The organism is Rhodoferax sp. GT1R46 (genome assembly GCF_056521285.1).
Map to the genome: position 1 here is coordinate 413,473 of NZ_JBWMBC010000002.1, position 15,178 is coordinate 428,650.

At 61.8% G+C, this 15,178-nt stretch carries 17 protein-coding genes; 8 read left to right on the top strand and 9 right to left on the bottom strand.

Annotated features, from left to right (window positions below; translation table 11 throughout):
• Positions 1-4: 4 nt before the first annotated feature.
• The gene (locus AC097W_RS07385; RefSeq protein ID WP_479601839.1) at positions 5-145 is read left to right on the top strand and encodes a hypothetical protein; all 141 of its coding nucleotides are present in this window, start codon (positions 5-7) and stop codon (positions 143-145) included.
• A gap of 23 nt (positions 146-168) precedes the next feature.
• On the opposite strand, the gene AC097W_RS07390 is transcribed toward AC097W_RS07385, so the two are convergent.
• From AC097W_RS07390 to modA, 3 genes are read right to left on the bottom strand one after another with little or no spacing between them, the layout of a single operon-like run.
• The gene (locus tag AC097W_RS07390) at positions 169-1,374 is read right to left on the bottom strand and encodes an ABC transporter ATP-binding protein (protein ID WP_479601840.1); all 1,206 of its coding nucleotides are present in this window, start codon (positions 1,372-1,374) and stop codon (positions 169-171) included.
• Positions 1,375-1,392: 18 nt separating this feature from the next.
• Positions 1,393-2,058, bottom strand: coding sequence for a molybdate ABC transporter permease subunit (gene modB / locus AC097W_RS07395; RefSeq protein WP_479601841.1), 666 nt, complete (start codon positions 2,056-2,058; stop codon positions 1,393-1,395).
• Positions 2,059-2,065: 7 nt separating this feature from the next.
• Positions 2,066-2,866, bottom strand: a complete 801-nt coding sequence (gene modA / locus AC097W_RS07400; protein ID WP_479601842.1) for a molybdate ABC transporter substrate-binding protein — start codon at positions 2,864-2,866, stop codon at positions 2,066-2,068.
• Between the two features lie 202 nt (positions 2,867-3,068).
• Here modA and AC097W_RS07405 point away from each other — a divergent pair, with 202 nt between their 5' ends.
• Positions 3,069-4,955 (top strand): phosphoenolpyruvate carboxykinase (GTP), encoded by a 1,887-nt coding sequence (locus tag AC097W_RS07405; RefSeq protein WP_479601843.1) that lies wholly within the window; start codon positions 3,069-3,071, stop codon positions 4,953-4,955.
• 81 nt (positions 4,956-5,036) lie between these two features.
• On the opposite strand, the gene AC097W_RS07410 is transcribed toward AC097W_RS07405, so the two are convergent.
• Entirely contained in the window at positions 5,037-5,459 is a 423-nt protein-coding gene (locus AC097W_RS07410) for a hypothetical protein (protein WP_479601844.1), read from the bottom strand.
• Positions 5,460-5,588: 129 nt separating this feature from the next.
• Here AC097W_RS07410 and AC097W_RS07415 point away from each other — a divergent pair, with 129 nt between their 5' ends.
• A complete protein-coding gene (locus tag AC097W_RS07415) occupies positions 5,589-6,545 on the top strand; it encodes a LysR family transcriptional regulator (RefSeq protein WP_479601845.1) in 957 nt (318 codons plus the stop codon).
• The gene (locus AC097W_RS07420; RefSeq protein WP_479601846.1) at positions 6,542-7,348 is read left to right on the top strand and encodes a metallophosphoesterase; all 807 of its coding nucleotides are present in this window, start codon (positions 6,542-6,544) and stop codon (positions 7,346-7,348) included. The genes AC097W_RS07415 and AC097W_RS07420 overlap by 4 nt, the downstream gene beginning before the upstream one ends.
• Positions 7,349-7,376: 28 nt before the next feature.
• Here the strand turns inward: AC097W_RS07420 and AC097W_RS07425 are convergent, their stop codons facing one another.
• Positions 7,377-8,294: a DNA ligase gene (locus AC097W_RS07425; RefSeq protein ID WP_479601847.1), complete on the bottom strand. Its 918-nt coding sequence runs from the start codon at positions 8,292-8,294 to the stop codon at positions 7,377-7,379.
• Positions 8,295-8,435: 141 nt separating this feature from the next.
• Between AC097W_RS07425 and AC097W_RS07430 the strand changes: the two genes are divergently transcribed.
• Positions 8,436-8,858 (top strand): universal stress protein, encoded by a 423-nt coding sequence (locus AC097W_RS07430; RefSeq protein ID WP_479601848.1) that lies wholly within the window; start codon positions 8,436-8,438, stop codon positions 8,856-8,858.
• A gap of 4 nt (positions 8,859-8,862) precedes the next feature.
• Here AC097W_RS07430 and AC097W_RS07435 read toward each other — a convergent pair whose 3' ends face one another.
• Both AC097W_RS07435 and AC097W_RS07440 read right to left on the bottom strand, forming a co-directional pair.
• Positions 8,863-9,480 (bottom strand): TetR/AcrR family transcriptional regulator, encoded by a 618-nt coding sequence (locus tag AC097W_RS07435; protein ID WP_479601849.1) that lies wholly within the window; start codon positions 9,478-9,480, stop codon positions 8,863-8,865.
• Between the two features lie 47 nt (positions 9,481-9,527).
• Entirely contained in the window at positions 9,528-10,454 is a 927-nt protein-coding gene (locus AC097W_RS07440) for a LysR family transcriptional regulator ArgP (RefSeq protein WP_479601850.1), read from the bottom strand.
• 79 nt (positions 10,455-10,533) lie between these two features.
• Between AC097W_RS07440 and AC097W_RS07445 the strand changes: the two genes are divergently transcribed.
• The 3 genes from AC097W_RS07445 (at position 10,534) to AC097W_RS07455 (ending at position 13,029) form a co-directional block, all read left to right on the top strand.
• Entirely contained in the window at positions 10,534-11,859 is a 1,326-nt protein-coding gene (locus AC097W_RS07445) for a D-amino acid dehydrogenase (RefSeq protein ID WP_479601851.1), read from the top strand.
• Between the two features lie 112 nt (positions 11,860-11,971).
• Complete coding sequence (locus tag AC097W_RS07450) at positions 11,972-12,433, top strand: FecR family protein (protein ID WP_479601852.1); 462 nt, start codon at positions 11,972-11,974, stop codon at positions 12,431-12,433.
• Positions 12,430-13,029, top strand: coding sequence for an OmpA family protein (locus AC097W_RS07455; protein ID WP_479601853.1), 600 nt, complete (start codon positions 12,430-12,432; stop codon positions 13,027-13,029). The genes AC097W_RS07450 and AC097W_RS07455 overlap by 4 nt, the downstream gene beginning before the upstream one ends.
• 4 nt (positions 13,030-13,033) lie before the next feature.
• Here AC097W_RS07455 and AC097W_RS07460 read toward each other — a convergent pair whose 3' ends face one another.
• Positions 13,034-13,282, bottom strand: coding sequence for a hypothetical protein (locus AC097W_RS07460; RefSeq protein WP_479601854.1), 249 nt, complete (start codon positions 13,280-13,282; stop codon positions 13,034-13,036).
• Positions 13,269-15,173 carry a CHASE2 domain-containing protein gene (locus AC097W_RS07465; RefSeq protein ID WP_479601855.1) on the bottom strand — a complete coding sequence of 635 codons (1,905 nt, stop codon included), beginning with the start codon at positions 15,171-15,173 and terminating at the stop codon, positions 13,269-13,271. Before AC097W_RS07465 ends, AC097W_RS07460 begins: the two co-directional genes overlap by 14 nt.
• Between the last annotated feature and the right edge of the window lie 5 nt (positions 15,174-15,178).

Here is a 15,178-nt window from a genome sequence, read left to right on the forward strand (position 1 = left end):
CTTCATGTCCGCACCCACCCCCCACACGCCTGACCACGAAGTTGATGCGGTTGAGGCAGTTTTGCCCATGATCCCAATCGTGCTGCCAATCGTCGGCGGCGTACTGATGTTTCTTCTGGCGTTTATCGCCGTCTCAATGGCCTGAGGGTTACCCCGAAACCGCCCACATCAGGTTCGCAAGGGCATGATGTGAATGGCCTGCGGTGCAAAACGCACCGCCAGCCGGGAGCCCGAGCCCACACCCATGGCGCGCAGGTGCGCCGTCGACAGCGTCAGCGTGAGACGCTCCGACGGCAGGTTGTTTGGTACCAGCGTGCACAAGCTTGTTTCGCCGAGTTCCAGTACCTCCCGCAAATTGCAGTCCAGCATATTGACCGGCTCTGCCACTGGCACATTTCCCGAGGCTGGGACGGCTGTTGGCCACGGCATGACTTCCATGGATTCTCCGGCCAATACCCATCCCACTTCGACCCCGTCATCAATGCGGCTTTTGTCAACCGTGTGGAGCACCAGGGTTTGGGCTTGCGGGTCTGCCGGATGGCCTGACCAATGCAGGGCGCCCCAGCCGGTCTGCGTCTGGTGGAAGCGCCCCTTGAACAGATTTTGAATGCCCACCAACTGCGCCACGCGGGCGTTGCGCGGCTGGGAAAAAACCTTGGCGGGCGTGCCATTCTGCAGCGTGGTCCCCGCATCAAGAATCACCACCCGGTCGGCCAGTCGACGGGCTTCCAGCAGGTCGTGGGTTACCAGCACCATGGGGGTCGACACGTGCTGGCGCAAGGCAGCCAGTTCTCGGTAAAGGGTTTGACGCGTGGGTGCATCCACCGCAGAAAAGGGCTCATCAAGCAGCAGGACACCTTGTCCGGCCACGCCCTTTGCTGCGGTGTTTTGCCCTGTGCGCTGCGGCATTTGAATGCGCATCAACGCGCGCGCCAGCGCGACGCGCTGCTGCTGGCCCCCCGAGAGTTGGGCTGGCAGGCGCCGCTCAAGACCGGCCAGCCCCAATCGTTCGAACAGCGCCTTGATTTGTGCGTTGTATTGGCTTCCAGCCCCCGTGGATGCTGTGCCAATTGCTACGTTTTCCATAGCATTCAAGTGCGGAAACAGGGCGTAGCTCTGAAACACCAGGCCCGCTCGCCGAGCCTGGGGTGACCAATCAATGCCGCGATCACTGTCAAACCATGCGTCCTGGCCCACCCGCACTGACCCGCGCACGTGGGCGCCCTTCAACAGGCCGGCAACCGCACGCAAGACCGAGGTTTTACCGCTGCCCGACGGGCCCACGAGCGCGACGAGCTCACCCGGTTGGCAGTCGAAGGTGGCCTCGAGCGGAATCGCTCCGCTATTGTGAAGTTGAACCTGGAGAGCAGGCATGGCGCTGGCGCCGGCGGGCTAGTGCGTGACCGGTGTGCGCCGGTCGGTAGCAAACACCAGCGCCAGCGCCAGCAATGAAAGTCCCACCAGCGCCAGCGCCATGGTGTGGGCACCGGCAAGGTCAAAAGCCTGCACACGGTCATAAAGGGCGATGCTCAGCGTTCGCGTCTCCCCGGGAATGCTTCCTCCGACCATCAGCACCACGCCAAATTCACCCAGCGTGTGAGCCAGCGTGAGGGCGGCGCCAGCTACGAGGCCCGGCCATGCCAGTGGCAACTCAATCTTCAGGAACGTGCGCCATTGGCTCAGACCCGACACCCAGGCCGCCTCGCGCAGCGTGTGGGGTATGGCGGTAAACGCACGCTGAATGGGTTGAACCATGAAAGGCAGATTAACCAGCACACTGGCCAGCAGCAGCCCTTCAAAACTGAATACCAGGCGCAAATTGGCATGCTGGACCAGCCAGGCGCCCAGCGGCGAGGCTTGGCCCAGGGTCAGCAGCAGGTAGAACCCGATGACGGTCGGCGGCAGCAGCAGGGGCAGCATCAGCAGTGCTTCGGCCAGCGGCCGCCACCGGCTGGGAGTCAGCGCCAGCCAACGCGCAAGCGCCACCCCAACCGGCAACAATAAGAGGGCCGTTAGCGTGGCCAGCCAAAGTGATACGCGTGCAGCTTGCCAATCCATAGGGCGATTATGGGGGCGGAACAAATCCGTACTCGGCCAGCACCGCGCGGGCTGCGGGCTGCTGCAGGTACGCATAGAAGGCAATGGCTGGCGCCCTGGCGGATTGGAGCAAGACCATGCGCTGGCGCAAGGGTTTGTGCAAATGCGCAGGCAAGGCGACGTAGCGGCCTTGCCCTTTCAATTCGGGCGCCATCACCAGCGACAGGGCGGTAATGCCCGCCTGGGCAGCGCCAGTTCCCACAAACTGCGTGGCTTGGGCGATGTTGTCACCGAGCACCAGTCGGGGTTGAACCAGGCTCCAGAGGTTCAGGGTTTGCAGCGCCTCTCGCGCAGCCCTGCCATAAGGCGCATGGTCAGGGTTGGCGATGGAAAATTTGTGGACTTGATCCCAGTCCCGGCGCAGGCCCAGCAACTGAACGTCCGGCTCGACCGACACGCCCGGGGCAATGTAAAGAGCGAGCCGCCCGAGGGCATACAAAACGCCCGTATCGCTGGCGCGCGTCACCCCCGCCTTGGCCAATTGCAGCACCAGATCCTCATCGGCAGACATGAAGATGTCGGCCGGCAGTCCCTGTTGAGTTTGACGTGCCATGTTGCCAGATGAACCATAGCTCACGTCAATGGCCTGGCCGGTTTCTCGTTGGTATTGGTCTGCAATGCGGGTTAGTGCGAACTTCAAATCGCTTGCCGCCAGAATCTTGACGGCGCTCGCAGGGCCTGGTTGCGCCACAACACCTGGCGGCACCAACCAAGGCAACGTCCACGCGGACAACACGCCCCACCGCAGCCAACGCCTTCTTGATTGCATAAACCTATGCATGTTTTGCATAACTTTCGAGGGTAATTCGTTGGTAACTTCGGTACGAGTTCATAAAATGGCCATCCTGCCCGCATTGTCGTTGAGGCAAGTTCATGTTGCAGCATCCGCAAGGTTTGGTGGAAACCGTTTTCTCAAAGTCAAAGCACTGCTTTCATTTTGAAAAGACGATTTTCAAACTAGGAGCTTTTTTATGAACTCACCCGTCATGCAGGGATTGAATCTCAATACCCCCAGCTATGTCAAAAATCCCAAGCTGATCGCATGGGTCGCCGACATGGCGGCCCTGACCAAGCCCGACACCATTTACTGGTGCGATGGCTCGGACGAAGAATACCAGCGCCTGTGCCAACAGCTGGTCGATGCGGGAACTTTCAAAAAGCTCAACGCCGCCAAACGCCCCAACAGCTTCCTGGCCTGCTCCGACCCCAGCGACGTGGCCCGCGTGGAGGACCGCACCTACATCTGCTCCGAGAAAAAAGAAAACGCCGGCCCCACCAACAACTGGATGGCTCCCGCCGAGATGCGCACATTGCTGCAAAGCGGGCAGGCTGACGGCACACCCGCCCTGTTTGATGGCTGTATGAAAGGCCGCACCATGTATGTGGTGCCGTTTTCCATGGGCCCACTGGGCTCCCACATTGCCCACATCGGTATCGAACTGAGCGACAGCGCCTATGTGGCCGTCAACCAGAAAATCATGACCCGCATGGGCAAAGCCGTGTTTGATGTGCTGGGCGTAGACGGCGCCTTTGTGCCCTGCGTGCACACTGTGGGCGCACCGCTGGCGGAAGGCCAGGCCGATGTGAAATGGCCTTGCAGCAAGACCAAGTACATCGTGCATTACCCCGAAACCCGTGAAATCTGGTCGTATGGCTCCGGCTACGGCGGCAACGCCCTGCTGGGCAAGAAGTGTTTTGCACTGCGTATTGCGTCCAACATGGGCCGCGATCAGGGCTGGCTGGCCGAGCACATGCTCATCCTGGGCGTAACCAACCCCCAGGGCAAAAAGTACCACGTGGCAGCGGCGTTCCCCAGCGCCTGTGGCAAGACCAACTTCTCCATGCTGGTGCCACCAGAAGGCTTCGCCGGCTGGAAGGTCACCACCATTGGTGACGACATTGCCTGGATCAAGCCGCACGCTGACGGCAAGATGTACGCCATCAACCCCGAAGCCGGTTACTTTGGTGTGGCCCCAGGCACCAACATGCACACCAACCCCAACTGCATGCGCTCGCTGGACAAGAACGTCATCTTCACCAACGTGGCCCTCACCGATGACGGCGATGTGTGGTGGGAAGGCATGGAAAAAGACGGTGGCGGCGTGCCCGAGCACCTGATCGACTGGCAAGGCAAGGACTGGACACCAACAATAGCCCGTGAAACCGGTGCCAAAGCGGCCCACCCCAACTCCCGCTTCACGGTGGCTGCGGGTAACAACCCCGCACTCGACCCCCAGTGGGACGACGCCAATGGCGTAGCCATCGACGCGTTCATTTTTGGTGGCCGTCGCTCGACCACCGTGCCGCTGGTGACGGAGGCGCGCAACTGGATGGAGGGCGTCTACATGGCAGCCACCATGGGTTCTGAGACCACCGCAGCAGCTGTAGGCCAGATGGGCGTGGTGCGCCGTGATCCGTTTGCCATGCTGCCCTTCTGCGGCTACAACATGAGCGACTACTTCCAGCACTGGCTGGACATGGAACACAAACTGGAGAACCTGGGACACACCCTGCCCAAGATTTTCTGCGTGAACTGGTTCCGCAAGGGTGACGATGGCAAGTTCGTCTGGCCCGGCTACGGCGAGAACATGCGCGTGCTCAAGTGGATGATCGACCGTCTGGAAGGCACGGCCAAAGGCAGCGAGAACGGCTTTGGCGTGAGCCCTGCCTATGAAGAAATCACCTGGACGGGCCTGGACTTCAGCAAAGCCCAGTTCAACAGCGTGACCAGCCTGGACAAAGACGCGTGGAAGCAGGAGTTTGTCCTGCACACCGAGCTGTTCAACCAGTTGGCGTACCACTTGCCGCAAGAACTGGCAGAAACCAAAGTTCGGCTCGAAGCCCGGCTGACCGCTTGATGCGTGGGGGCTCACTGCCCCTTCGCCCCAAGAAAAAAGCCATCGTCAAGGTGGCTTTTTTCTTGTTGAACAAAACGGGGTTCAGTCTTCGCGCTCGCTGCGCAGTACGGCCATCTGAATGTCACCCATGATGCGGGAATCGCGCTGGGCCAGCTGCCACATGGCTTCCTGCGCGCGCTGCTCAGAACGAACGCGGGACCAGCGCGCCAGCGCTACGGCAACCGAGTTGCTCAGTTGGCGCAAAGGAGGCGCCAGCAAAGCCAGTGCGGCAAACGTCACCGTCCACAGTCCGACCCAGACCACCAGCAGGTGGCCATCGGCCCACGTTTCGATCAACTGATCCGCCACCACCATCAGCGCCGCCACGACCGCAGCCAGCAACATGCCGGCCAAAGGCTTGGCGCTGTCAAAGTCGGACAAAGCAGGCCGCTTGCCCGCGGTGCTGCCGGTGCGCTGGGTTGCAGCATCGGACCGGGCGAAGTATGACGGGGCAAAACGTGTCATGGCAAGCTCCCTGGACAGGTTGATGGAGGATGGATTACGGCTATACATGCGCACGATACTAGGGTTTTTACTAATACGATTCAACTTTATGTTGGTGATGCCACCCATTCACCCCGTTTATGATGACGTATGCCTCCCGTTTCACTTCGTACGCTGGATCTGAACCTGCTCAAGGTCTTCGATGTGATCATGTCTGAGCGCAGTCTGACCCGCGCTGCCCACCTGTTGTCGCTGACCCAACCGGCGGTGAGCAATGCGCTGCGGCGCCTGCGCGAAACACTGGGCGACGATTTACTGGTTCGAAACGGGCGTTCTCTGGAGCCTACCGCGCGGGCCCGGGAACTGTGGCCCCCCGTGCGCGCGGCGCTGCAACAGTTGCAGGCCTCCCTGGCGCCCAGCCGCTTTGAGCCCGCCAGTGCCAACACCACCTTTGTGCTGACCATGGCCGATGCCACCGCCGCCGAGCTGATGCCCGGACTGGTCGGAGTGATCACCGCCCAGGCGCCCGACGTCTCCCTGCACGTGGTCCCGCTCACCACGCGGGACCCGCGCCGCTTGCTGGACGAGGGACACGCGGATCTGGCGATTGGCAATTTCCCTGCCGTGCTGGCCGATCTCACGGCGCGCGCCCAAACGGGCGAAGCGGTTTCGTATTTGCACCAGCGCTTGTTTGCGGGTGATTACGTTTGCGCCATGCGCAAAGGTCATCCACTGGCCAGCGGCCCCCTGACCCTGGACCGCTACTGCGAAGCCCGCCACATGCTGGTGAGCTTTTCAGGCCGCCCCTTCGGCTTTATTGATGGCGCACTCGCGTCCCTGGGGCGTACCCGGCGGGTGGTGCTGACGGTGAACCAGTTTTTCACCGCCGGCAAAGTGGTCACGCATTCCGACCTGCTGACGGTGCTGCCGCGCCACTTCATTGCGGTAACGGGCTTCGCCAGCCAGTTGGTGCTGCGCGAGTTGCCCTTTGCAGCCCCACCGATTCAGGTAGACGCCCTGTGGCATGTACGCCATGACGACGCCAGCGCCCATGTGTGGCTGCGCTCGCAGATTGCCGCCCTGGCCGCCCAGGCGTTCGGCACATGAAGATTCAACTGCTGTCCGACCTCCATCTGGAGGCGCATCCCCACTGGGTGGCACAGCCCCTGCCGGGTGCCGACCTGCTGGTGCTGGCGGGCGACGTGGGCTCCTACCAGACCGGCTCGCAGCTCACCGACGCCGATTTTGGACTCGGCCGGTTTTCCCCGAAAGCCGGCTGGCCTACACCGGTGCTCTTCGTGCCGGGCAACCATGAATACGATGGCATGGACTTTGATGAGGCCCATGCCCGCCTGCGTGCAAGCTGTGAGCGGCTGGGCATCCTCTGGCTGGAGCGGGAGACCATCGTCCTGGATGGCGTGCGCTTGGTGGGCACCACCCTGTGGACCGACTTTGACGCCCTCTCGGACGCCAGCACACTGGCACAACAGCTCAAAGCCCGCGACAAGGCTTTTCGCGCGGCCAACTACTACCTGCGCAAAACCCTCACGACCCGCAACCAGGAACCGTTTCTGGCCGAACAGGTGCGGGCACAGGCATTGGTGTGCCAGGATTGGCTGCGCGACGCGCTGGCCGTACCTTTTGACGGACCCACCGTGGTGGTGACCCACTTCGCACCCAGCTTGCGCAGCGCCGACCCCCGCTATGGCCAGGTGCCCGGCACCGCCGGGTTTTGCAACGCGTTAGACGACTGGTTGCCACAGGCCCAACTCTGGCTACACGGCCATCTGCACGCCCCCAGCGATTACCGGCACAACGGGTGCCGCGTGGTGGCCAACCCGCTGGGCTATGCGCGCAAAAACGAACAAGTCACCTTTCAGCCCGACATGTTGATTGAAATTGGCCGATAGCCCCCGTGGAATATGCGCAAACAGCTACTTATTTGATAGCAATTTGTGTTGGAGCCTGATCGGCGGCCACGCGCATGAAGCTGGCAAAGCGTGGAATTCCTCCGTCCGTCAGACCCCTGAACCGGTAGGTCACCACCGATCCAAGGGCTGGCGGGTCTTGCCGCTGCGCATCCGTGAAACCCGTACCCAGCTTGAAGCGCCGCGCGGGTTGTCCTTGTGCAGCAGGCAGTTCGACCAGCAAGGCCCCCAGCTGGCCCGCGTATTTGCCTTTGCCAGCGATGTGCCCAACCACAGTTGCTTCGCTGTCCTCGTGGGTTTTGAATTTGAGCAGATCGCCATTGCGCTGCGCGGTGTACAGCGAGGCCCCGCGGTGCAGGGCCAGACCTTCGCCACCGGCCTTCACGGTGGTGCCGAGCAGGCTCTGCAAAGCGCCGTGGCTGGCGACCTTGGTCTGGGAAACGGCCAGCACCCATGGCTGGTTAATCCGGCTGACCTGCGTGTGCAAGACCGCCAGGCGCGCGGTGAAGTCTCCTCCCTGTGCGGGCAGGTCGAACACCATGAAACGCATGACGCGCCATGCCGCGTCGTCGGGAACCTGCATGCGCACAGTAGAGACGGCTCTGGCAAACTGCGCACGCCCGGCCCACAACTCGCCATCCATCGCAACCCGGGGCCAGCCCGCGGTAAACCAGGCGGGCACGGCAATGCGCTCGCCGCCCCGCGTCAGCAGTTGTTCCCCATCCCAGTACCCGCGCACGCCATCGTATTTTTCACTGACCCAGTAGTCGGACAGCGGTACGCCCGCGTGGTACACCTTGGCCAGCATCAAGGGTGGCGCCTCCGAGGCCGCGACCGGCAAGAGGGGTGTGAGCAGGCCGGCCAGCGCGAGCATCAGATACAGCGTGCGGGCGCGCAACGGATACGCGACGGGATTTTGCAGGGGCATGGCAGGGCCTGTTGAAAAGGGGTTTCAATTGAACCGCTCAAAGTATGCACCGCCGGTCAGTGGGGCCCGCGTTTTTTGATATAACTCAATTCGCAGCCAGCGTGCTTCGTTACACTGCCACCACACATTGAGGAGTGCACCATGAAAATTCTTCTGGCCGTAGACGGCAGCCCGTACAGCAAGAAAATGCTGGCCTACCTGATCACCCATGAGAGTCTGTTCAACCCGGGCAACGAGTACACGCTGTTGACCGTGCAGCCGGCTCTGCCGCCCCGGGCACGCGCCGCGGTGGGCAAGGAAATCGTGGACCAGTATTACGCTGACGAAAGCGAAAAAGTACTGGCACCCATCGCCAAATTCCTGCTGCGCCATGGCGTCGATGCGAAGAGCAGCTGGAAGATCGGCCCTGCCGGTGCAACCATCGCCAAGATTGCGACCGACGGCAAATTCGACATGGTGGTCATGGGTTCACACGGTCACGGTGCCGTGGTCAACTTGGTGATGGGCTCCGCAGCCACGCAGGTGTTGGCACACTGCAAAGTGCCGGTTCTGCTGGTTCGCTGAAGCGTTAGCGCGCGTTCAGCCCCTCAAAGCAGGTAGACATCACCAGGTCCACGATTTGGGCGTCGTCATGCAAACCGCCCATTTTCAGGAATTCCAGCACCGGGTCGCAGGCCCGGGCATACAGGGTGTAGAGCACGGCAATGGCCGGTAGCGCGGGGTTGATGGCGCCCTGCGCCTGGGCGGCCTCGATCCACGCACCCAGACGGTCACTGATGTCCATCAGTCCGTCCATGTAATCCTTGTTACCCATCAGCGTGGCACGCAGCGTGGAATTCTGGCTGGGCAGCGACGGCATTTCGCCCGCCAGCTTCAGCTCCATGGTCCAGCGAACCACCGCACGCAGGTTTTCCAGCGGTGGCGCCTGCTCAGGCAGGCTCGACAGGTAGTCCTGTGCGCGGCGCATGACTCCCACCATGGCGGCGGCGGCCAGGTCTTCCTTGCTGGAAAAGTGCTTGTACAGGCTGGCTTTGGCGATGCCGACGTTGGCGGCTACTTCGTCCACCGTCATGGCTTCAAAGCCTTTTTCGGCCAACAAGCTGTTCACAACGCGGATGATGGCGTCCTCGCGGGCCTGGAGCATTTGCTCTTTAAAAGAGATTTTGACGACATTGCTGGATTTCATGGTGCTATTTTAGCCCCTGCCGTCAATAAATAGATAGGGAGGCCAATTCATGACCGCACAGTTTTTAGCGCCAACGCTGCGGCGCCTGCCAACGCCGCCGTGAGCCGGTCAATGACCGCAGAGTTCAGGTTCCAGCAATGCCAGTACAGGTCCACCGGCAAGGTCACGTTCGGGGCCAGATTGACCAGCACGCCGCTGTCCAGCAGGCTGCGCACCTGCAACTCGGGCACGACACTGGCGCCCCAGCCGGCCAGCACCGCGCGCACCTGCCCCTCGGAGCTGGGTACAAACCGCTGACTCAAGGTCACCCGCCGCAACCCACTGGCGCGGCTCACGAACTCGGCCTGCAGATCGTCTTTGCGGTTGAACGCAATGAAAGGAATCTCGCGGAAGTTGTGTTTGTTCAGCCCTTGTGGGCAACGGTCGGCGGCATACGACGCGCTGGCCACCGCCACGTACGGCATGGCCCCCAAAGGCAACACCTTGCAGCCGCGCAAGGCCTGTTTGAGTGTGGTGACGCAGCCCAGAACCAAGCCTTCGCGCAACCACTCGTGGGTAAAGTCCTGATCATCCGTGATTATTTCCAGGGGTAAGCCTTCACTAACCAATGGACTCAATGCGGGCAGCACCCAGGTGGCAATGCTGTCGGCGTTCACGGCGATGGAGATGCGGTCTTCCTCGCCCACGGCACCAACGCCCGGCGTCAGGTCCCGCAAGTCGGTGTCCAGGTCGGCGCGCAGCAGGCGCATCTGCATGGCGTGTTTGATCAGCAGGCGCCCGGCCGAGGTGGGCTTGACGGGGCGACTGCGCACCAGCAGGACGGTGCCCACCTGCGCTTCGAGCGCACGCAGGCGCTGCGAAACTGCGGACTGGGTGACCGACAGGCGCACGGCGGCGCGCTCGAAGCCGCCCTCTTCCACAATGGCGGCCAGGCACTCCAGGGCGTCGCTATCAAAGGTTCGGAAGGCTCGCATCTTTATTAGTTTACCTAATGTTTTCGCAAACTATGTAATCCTGCTTTTATTCAGTACCGGTTTCCACCACACTGCGCTTATGAAAATTATTGTTTTGGGCGCAGGCATCATTGGCATCAGCACGGCATGGCATTTGGTAGAACGCGGGCATGACGTCACGGTCGTCGACCGCCAGCCCGACGCGGCGCTGGAAACCAGCTTTGCCAATGCGGCACAAATATCGGTCAGCTACTGCGAGCCGTGGGCCAACCGCGATGCGCCGCTGAAGGCGCTCAAATGGATGTTCAGCAAAGAGGCGCCTCTGTTGTTTCGCCCCCAGTTTCCGCTGGGCGAGGGCTGGCAGCAATACCGCTGGGGACTGCAATTCCTGGCCAACTGCAACGACACGGCTTTTGAGCGCAACGTCCAGCAGCTGGTCGCTCTGGGTGCCTACAGCCATGCCGCGCTCAAGGAGGTGGTGGCCCGCACCGGCATCGACTACCAGCGCCTGGAACGCGGTATTGCCCACTACTACACCGACCAGAAATCCTTTGACACCGCTGGCGATGCCGCCGCACTCATGCGCAAATACGGCGTAGCGCGCCAGGTCGTCAGCAAAGACGAACTGCTGCGCATTGAGCCGGCCCTACGCTCGTTTGCGGACCGCATCGTGGGCGGCACCTTCACCCCGAGCGACGAATCGGGGGATGCCCGGGTGTTTACGCAGGAACTGGCCAAGCGCTGCGCCGAGAGCGGCGTGCAATTCCTGTACAGCCACGACATTGAACGTCTCGACGTGACCGATAGTGCTATTAAATCAGTAGCTGTTCGCGCACTGCCCACGGGGGCTAGCGGCCAAAATAGCCCTGGAAAATCTCAACAGCTTCATGCCGACCAAGTGGTGGTCGCCTGTGGCTCCTACACTGCGCCGCTGCTGCGCACGGTAGGCGTTGACCTGCCCATTTATCCCGGCAAGGGCTATAGCGCCACCTTCAAGATATTGCGTCCTGAGCGGGCGCCCATGGTTTCCACGATTGACGATGAAAAGAAAATCGCCATCAGCCGCCTGGGCGATCAGCTGCGCGTGGCGGGCACCATTGAAGTCGGCAGCTACGACTTGACGCTGGATTCCTCCCTGGCGCGCGCGCGCTGCCAGATGCTCTCCAACCGCATCGAACAGGTACTGCCCGGCGTGTGCGACACCCGCAACGCGGCGCAAGGGGGCACCCCCAACTACTGGACCGGCCTGCGACCCGCAACACCGACCAACATTCCCTACATCGGCAAGACCCGCGTGGGCGGCCTGTGGGTCAATGCCGGCCACGGCACACTGGGCTGGACACATGGTGCGGGTTCTGGCAAAGCGCTGGCCGAGCTGATCAGTGGCAAGAAGCCGGAAATGGCTTTCAGTTTCTACGGCACCTGAAGTTACCACCCCGTTTCAGGCGAAATACCCGTGCAAATCGGCTGACGGGTCCTATACTCTTTTGGCGGGTTCGTCTGGCATCTGACCGAGGGCCGCAGATCAAGGGAGTCCCGTGTCACCAACCCATCAATTACACCTGCTTGCCGGGGCGCTGTGCTTCACGGTTTGCTCGGCCATGGCACAGGACAGTGTCATTGGTTACGTGAAGACCACGCAGGCCAACGCCAGCCTGGTCATGGGCAGCGAGCAGGTTCTAGCAGAGCCCGGTATGCCGCTCATGCGGGGCCACGTATTGAAAACGGGTAACCCCGGCAGCATGGGTGTGACCCTGAAGGACAACACGCAGCTGTCCATAGGGCCGGATACCGAGCTGGCCCTCGACAGCTATGCTTACTCGCCCGGCAAAGGCGACCTCAAATTGAACCTCAATGTCTTCAAAGGCTCGCTCTACTATGTGTCCGGCGTTATCGCCCGCCTCAAACCGGAAGCTGTTTCGATCAAAACGCCGACTGGACTGATTGGCGTGCGTGGCACCCGGTTTCTGGCCAAGGTTGACCCGCAGGATCAGGAATGAGCACCCTCACCATGCGCCGTGTGGCCGAGATCGCAGCCGTGCTGGCTTTGACAGGGTGTGCCGTCCCGCAGTCCTATGTCGTCTTGCTGGGCAATGATGATGGTACGGTCGGCAAAGTGAGTGTGACCGGAAGCAAAGGAAGCACACTGCTGGAGCGGGCACAGGAAGCGACCTTTGTCGCGGCAGATCCAGGCACCTCATTTGACGCCACGAGCGAACAAATTCAGAAGGATTTTGGTGCGGCTTTGACTGCCAGCCCCCCCAAACCGGCCCGTTTTTTGTTGTATTTCCAGGCTGGCGGGGCCAATCTCACGCCGGAGTCAGAGGCTGAGCTGGCGCGCGTAAGGGCTGAAATTGGAGCGCGCGAGTCCCCGGATATATCGATCACCGGACATACTGACACCATGGGAGACAGCGACGTGAACGAACAGCTCGGTATGGAGCGTGCCCGCCAGGTGGGCACCCTCCTGACAGGCCTCAACCTCACCGTCGACAAAGTGGCGATTGAATCCCACGGCGAGAAGAACCTGCTGGTGGCCACCCCGGATAACACCGACGAGCCGCGTAACCGGCGGGTTGAAATCACCGTCCGTTAGCGGGCTACTTCTGATCCAGCACCACCAGGTCACCGGTCTGGCCCTCACGCAAACGGGCGAGATGCATGGCCGCCAACTTATCGGTTGGGTGCTGGCCCAGCAGTACTTCAAACGCCTGCACCGCCTGCGGCGCACCGTGTTGCATCAATGCATAGGCGTCCGTGTACGCGGCTTGGTAGGCTCCGTCGGTCGGTGCCGTCGCAGGATCCAGTGGCTCAAACACCATCAACGGGTGTAATTTACCCTTGAGCACGAGTCTTCCAATCGGGCGGGCGGATGCTCCGGGGCACGCACTCAACACGGCAGCCGACATGCATATCCGGGTACCCAGGTGCCGGTTCGCCCCCCTCCAGCCGTGACGCCGTGTTGACTGCGTCACCCAGGGCGCGGTAATCAAACATGGTGGCCCCACCAAAGTTGCCCACGATCACCTCGCCCGTATGCACACCCATGCGGGTCTGACCAAAAGCAATGCCCCTGGCATGAACCTCACCGGCGTATTGCTGGGCGAAACGCTGCATTTCCAGTGCACATTGCAACGCCCGCCGGGGATGGTCGGGCTGCGCAAGCGGGGCAGAAAACACAATCGCCAGGCTGTCGCCCACAATGCGGTCCAGCGTACCCTGGTGTGCAAAGGCAATGGCAATCATGCCCTCGAGATAACCATTGAGGAGTGCGACCGCCTGGCTGGGGTCCAAGTCCTCCATCAGGTGCGTGAAGCCTTCCAGGTCGGTGAAGACAAAGCTGCAGTGCTGGCGCCGCCCGCCCAGTTGCAGTGCATCGGGATGCGCCATCAGGTGGTTCACCAGGTTGGGAGAAACATAGCGCGAGAACGCCTGCTTCACCCACCTCTGACGCTGCTCTGCCCGCACGTGGTGCACAACGCTTGTCATAACAAAGCTCAGAAGCAGCGCCATGCCCGGCATAACCGGATCCAGCAGCAGGCCGCTTGAGGAGAACGCGCTCCAGGCGACCCCGCAGACCCATGCAAGAAGCAAAATGGTCAGCGCCGCCGACTGCAGTGCCCGTCCCCGCAGGGCCACCGCGCCAACAAGCAGCCCACCGAAAATTATTCCGGTCAACTCGACCATTTCGGCCCAGGCCGGGCGTTTAAGGCCCCCGCCCGTCAACACCTGCTCAAGTGCCTGCGCATGGATTTCAACCCCTGGAATCACCGTGCCCAGCGCGTTGAAACGCAAGTCCATCAACCCCTGCGCAGATGTCCCCACCAGCACGATATGGCCAGCCAGTTCTGAAGCCGGCACCACGCCGGCCAGCACTTTCCAGGCCGGGATATACCGCTGGGGAGCGGGCCTGGAATAGTGAACCCAGAGCTCGCCTTGCGGGGTGATTGGAACCACCAGCGAGCCGATGCGCAAGGCCTCCAGCCCCTGGCTCGCGGTGGCCACGGTGGTGATGTTTTGTGACCCTTGCGCCACACGCAAGGCTTCCGTGGACAAGGCGGGTAGCAGCGTGTCTCCCTGCCGCACGAGCAACGGCACCCGACGGATCACGCCATCGGCATCCGGCACAAAACTCAGCGCGCCATAGCCATCCGCGGCTGCCTCCAGCGCAGGAAGCGCAGTCACGCTGCCGGTGAACGCCGAGACAAAGGGCAGTGCCGGCGCATTGAGCGTGACAAAACGCGCTTTGGCCCGCGGTGGCTCCGCCGGCCCGCGCACCTGCCGGTCCAACGCAAAGCCCAGCACGACGCGCCCGTTCGCCACCACACCAGCCAACACGGCGTCATGGTCGGGTAGACCGCTGATTTCACGGGCGATGTCGGCAGGGGGTTGCCACAATGCCAGCATGGCGGCGGGTGAGGTGCGATCGGGCTCGGCAAACACCATGTCAAATGCGATGGCGGTGGCCTGGCTTTTTTGAAGCACCGTGGTCAGTTCAGCGATCCGGGTGCGAGGCCACGGCCATTGGCCCAAACGCCGCAGGCTCTCGTCATCAATGTCGATAATCCGAACCGGTGCGGGCTGGTACGCGCGCGGCTGCCAACGTTGAAACTGGTCAAACACGGCATGGCGAGCGGTTTGCACCACCAGCGGATCCCACAGATAGGCGAAGGCGACCAAGGCCACCATGAGCACCGGAACAAGAAGTCCCGCAGCCCGCCTAAGCCGCTCGGTCCGCATGAGAA

Excerpts from the sequence above, each read along its gene's own strand:
- AC097W_RS07385 (WP_479601839.1), top strand. The coding sequence starts at position 5 with ATGTCCGCACCCACCCCCCACACGCCTGACCACGAAGTTGATGCGGTT.
- AC097W_RS07390 (WP_479601840.1), bottom strand. The coding sequence starts at position 1,374 with ATGCCTGCTCTCCAGGTTCAACTTCACAATAGCGGAGCGATTCCGCTC.
- modB (WP_479601841.1), bottom strand. The coding sequence starts at position 2,058 with ATGGATTGGCAAGCTGCACGCGTATCACTTTGGCTGGCCACGCTAACG.
- modA (WP_479601842.1), bottom strand. The coding sequence starts at position 2,866 with ATGCAATCAAGAAGGCGTTGGCTGCGGTGGGGCGTGTTGTCCGCGTGG.
- AC097W_RS07405 (WP_479601843.1), top strand. The coding sequence starts at position 3,069 with ATGAACTCACCCGTCATGCAGGGATTGAATCTCAATACCCCCAGCTAT.
- AC097W_RS07410 (WP_479601844.1), bottom strand. The coding sequence starts at position 5,459 with ATGACACGTTTTGCCCCGTCATACTTCGCCCGGTCCGATGCTGCAACC.
- AC097W_RS07415 (WP_479601845.1), top strand. The coding sequence starts at position 5,589 with ATGCCTCCCGTTTCACTTCGTACGCTGGATCTGAACCTGCTCAAGGTC.
- AC097W_RS07420 (WP_479601846.1), top strand. The coding sequence starts at position 6,542 with ATGAAGATTCAACTGCTGTCCGACCTCCATCTGGAGGCGCATCCCCAC.
- AC097W_RS07425 (WP_479601847.1), bottom strand. The coding sequence starts at position 8,294 with ATGCCCCTGCAAAATCCCGTCGCGTATCCGTTGCGCGCCCGCACGCTG.
- AC097W_RS07430 (WP_479601848.1), top strand. The coding sequence starts at position 8,436 with ATGAAAATTCTTCTGGCCGTAGACGGCAGCCCGTACAGCAAGAAAATG.
- AC097W_RS07435 (WP_479601849.1), bottom strand. The coding sequence starts at position 9,480 with ATGAAATCCAGCAATGTCGTCAAAATCTCTTTTAAAGAGCAAATGCTC.
- AC097W_RS07440 (WP_479601850.1), bottom strand. The coding sequence starts at position 10,454 with ATGCGAGCCTTCCGAACCTTTGATAGCGACGCCCTGGAGTGCCTGGCC.
- AC097W_RS07445 (WP_479601851.1), top strand. The coding sequence starts at position 10,534 with ATGAAAATTATTGTTTTGGGCGCAGGCATCATTGGCATCAGCACGGCA.
- AC097W_RS07455 (WP_479601853.1), top strand. The coding sequence starts at position 12,430 with ATGAGCACCCTCACCATGCGCCGTGTGGCCGAGATCGCAGCCGTGCTG.
- AC097W_RS07465 (WP_479601855.1), bottom strand. The coding sequence starts at position 15,173 with ATGCGGACCGAGCGGCTTAGGCGGGCTGCGGGACTTCTTGTTCCGGTG.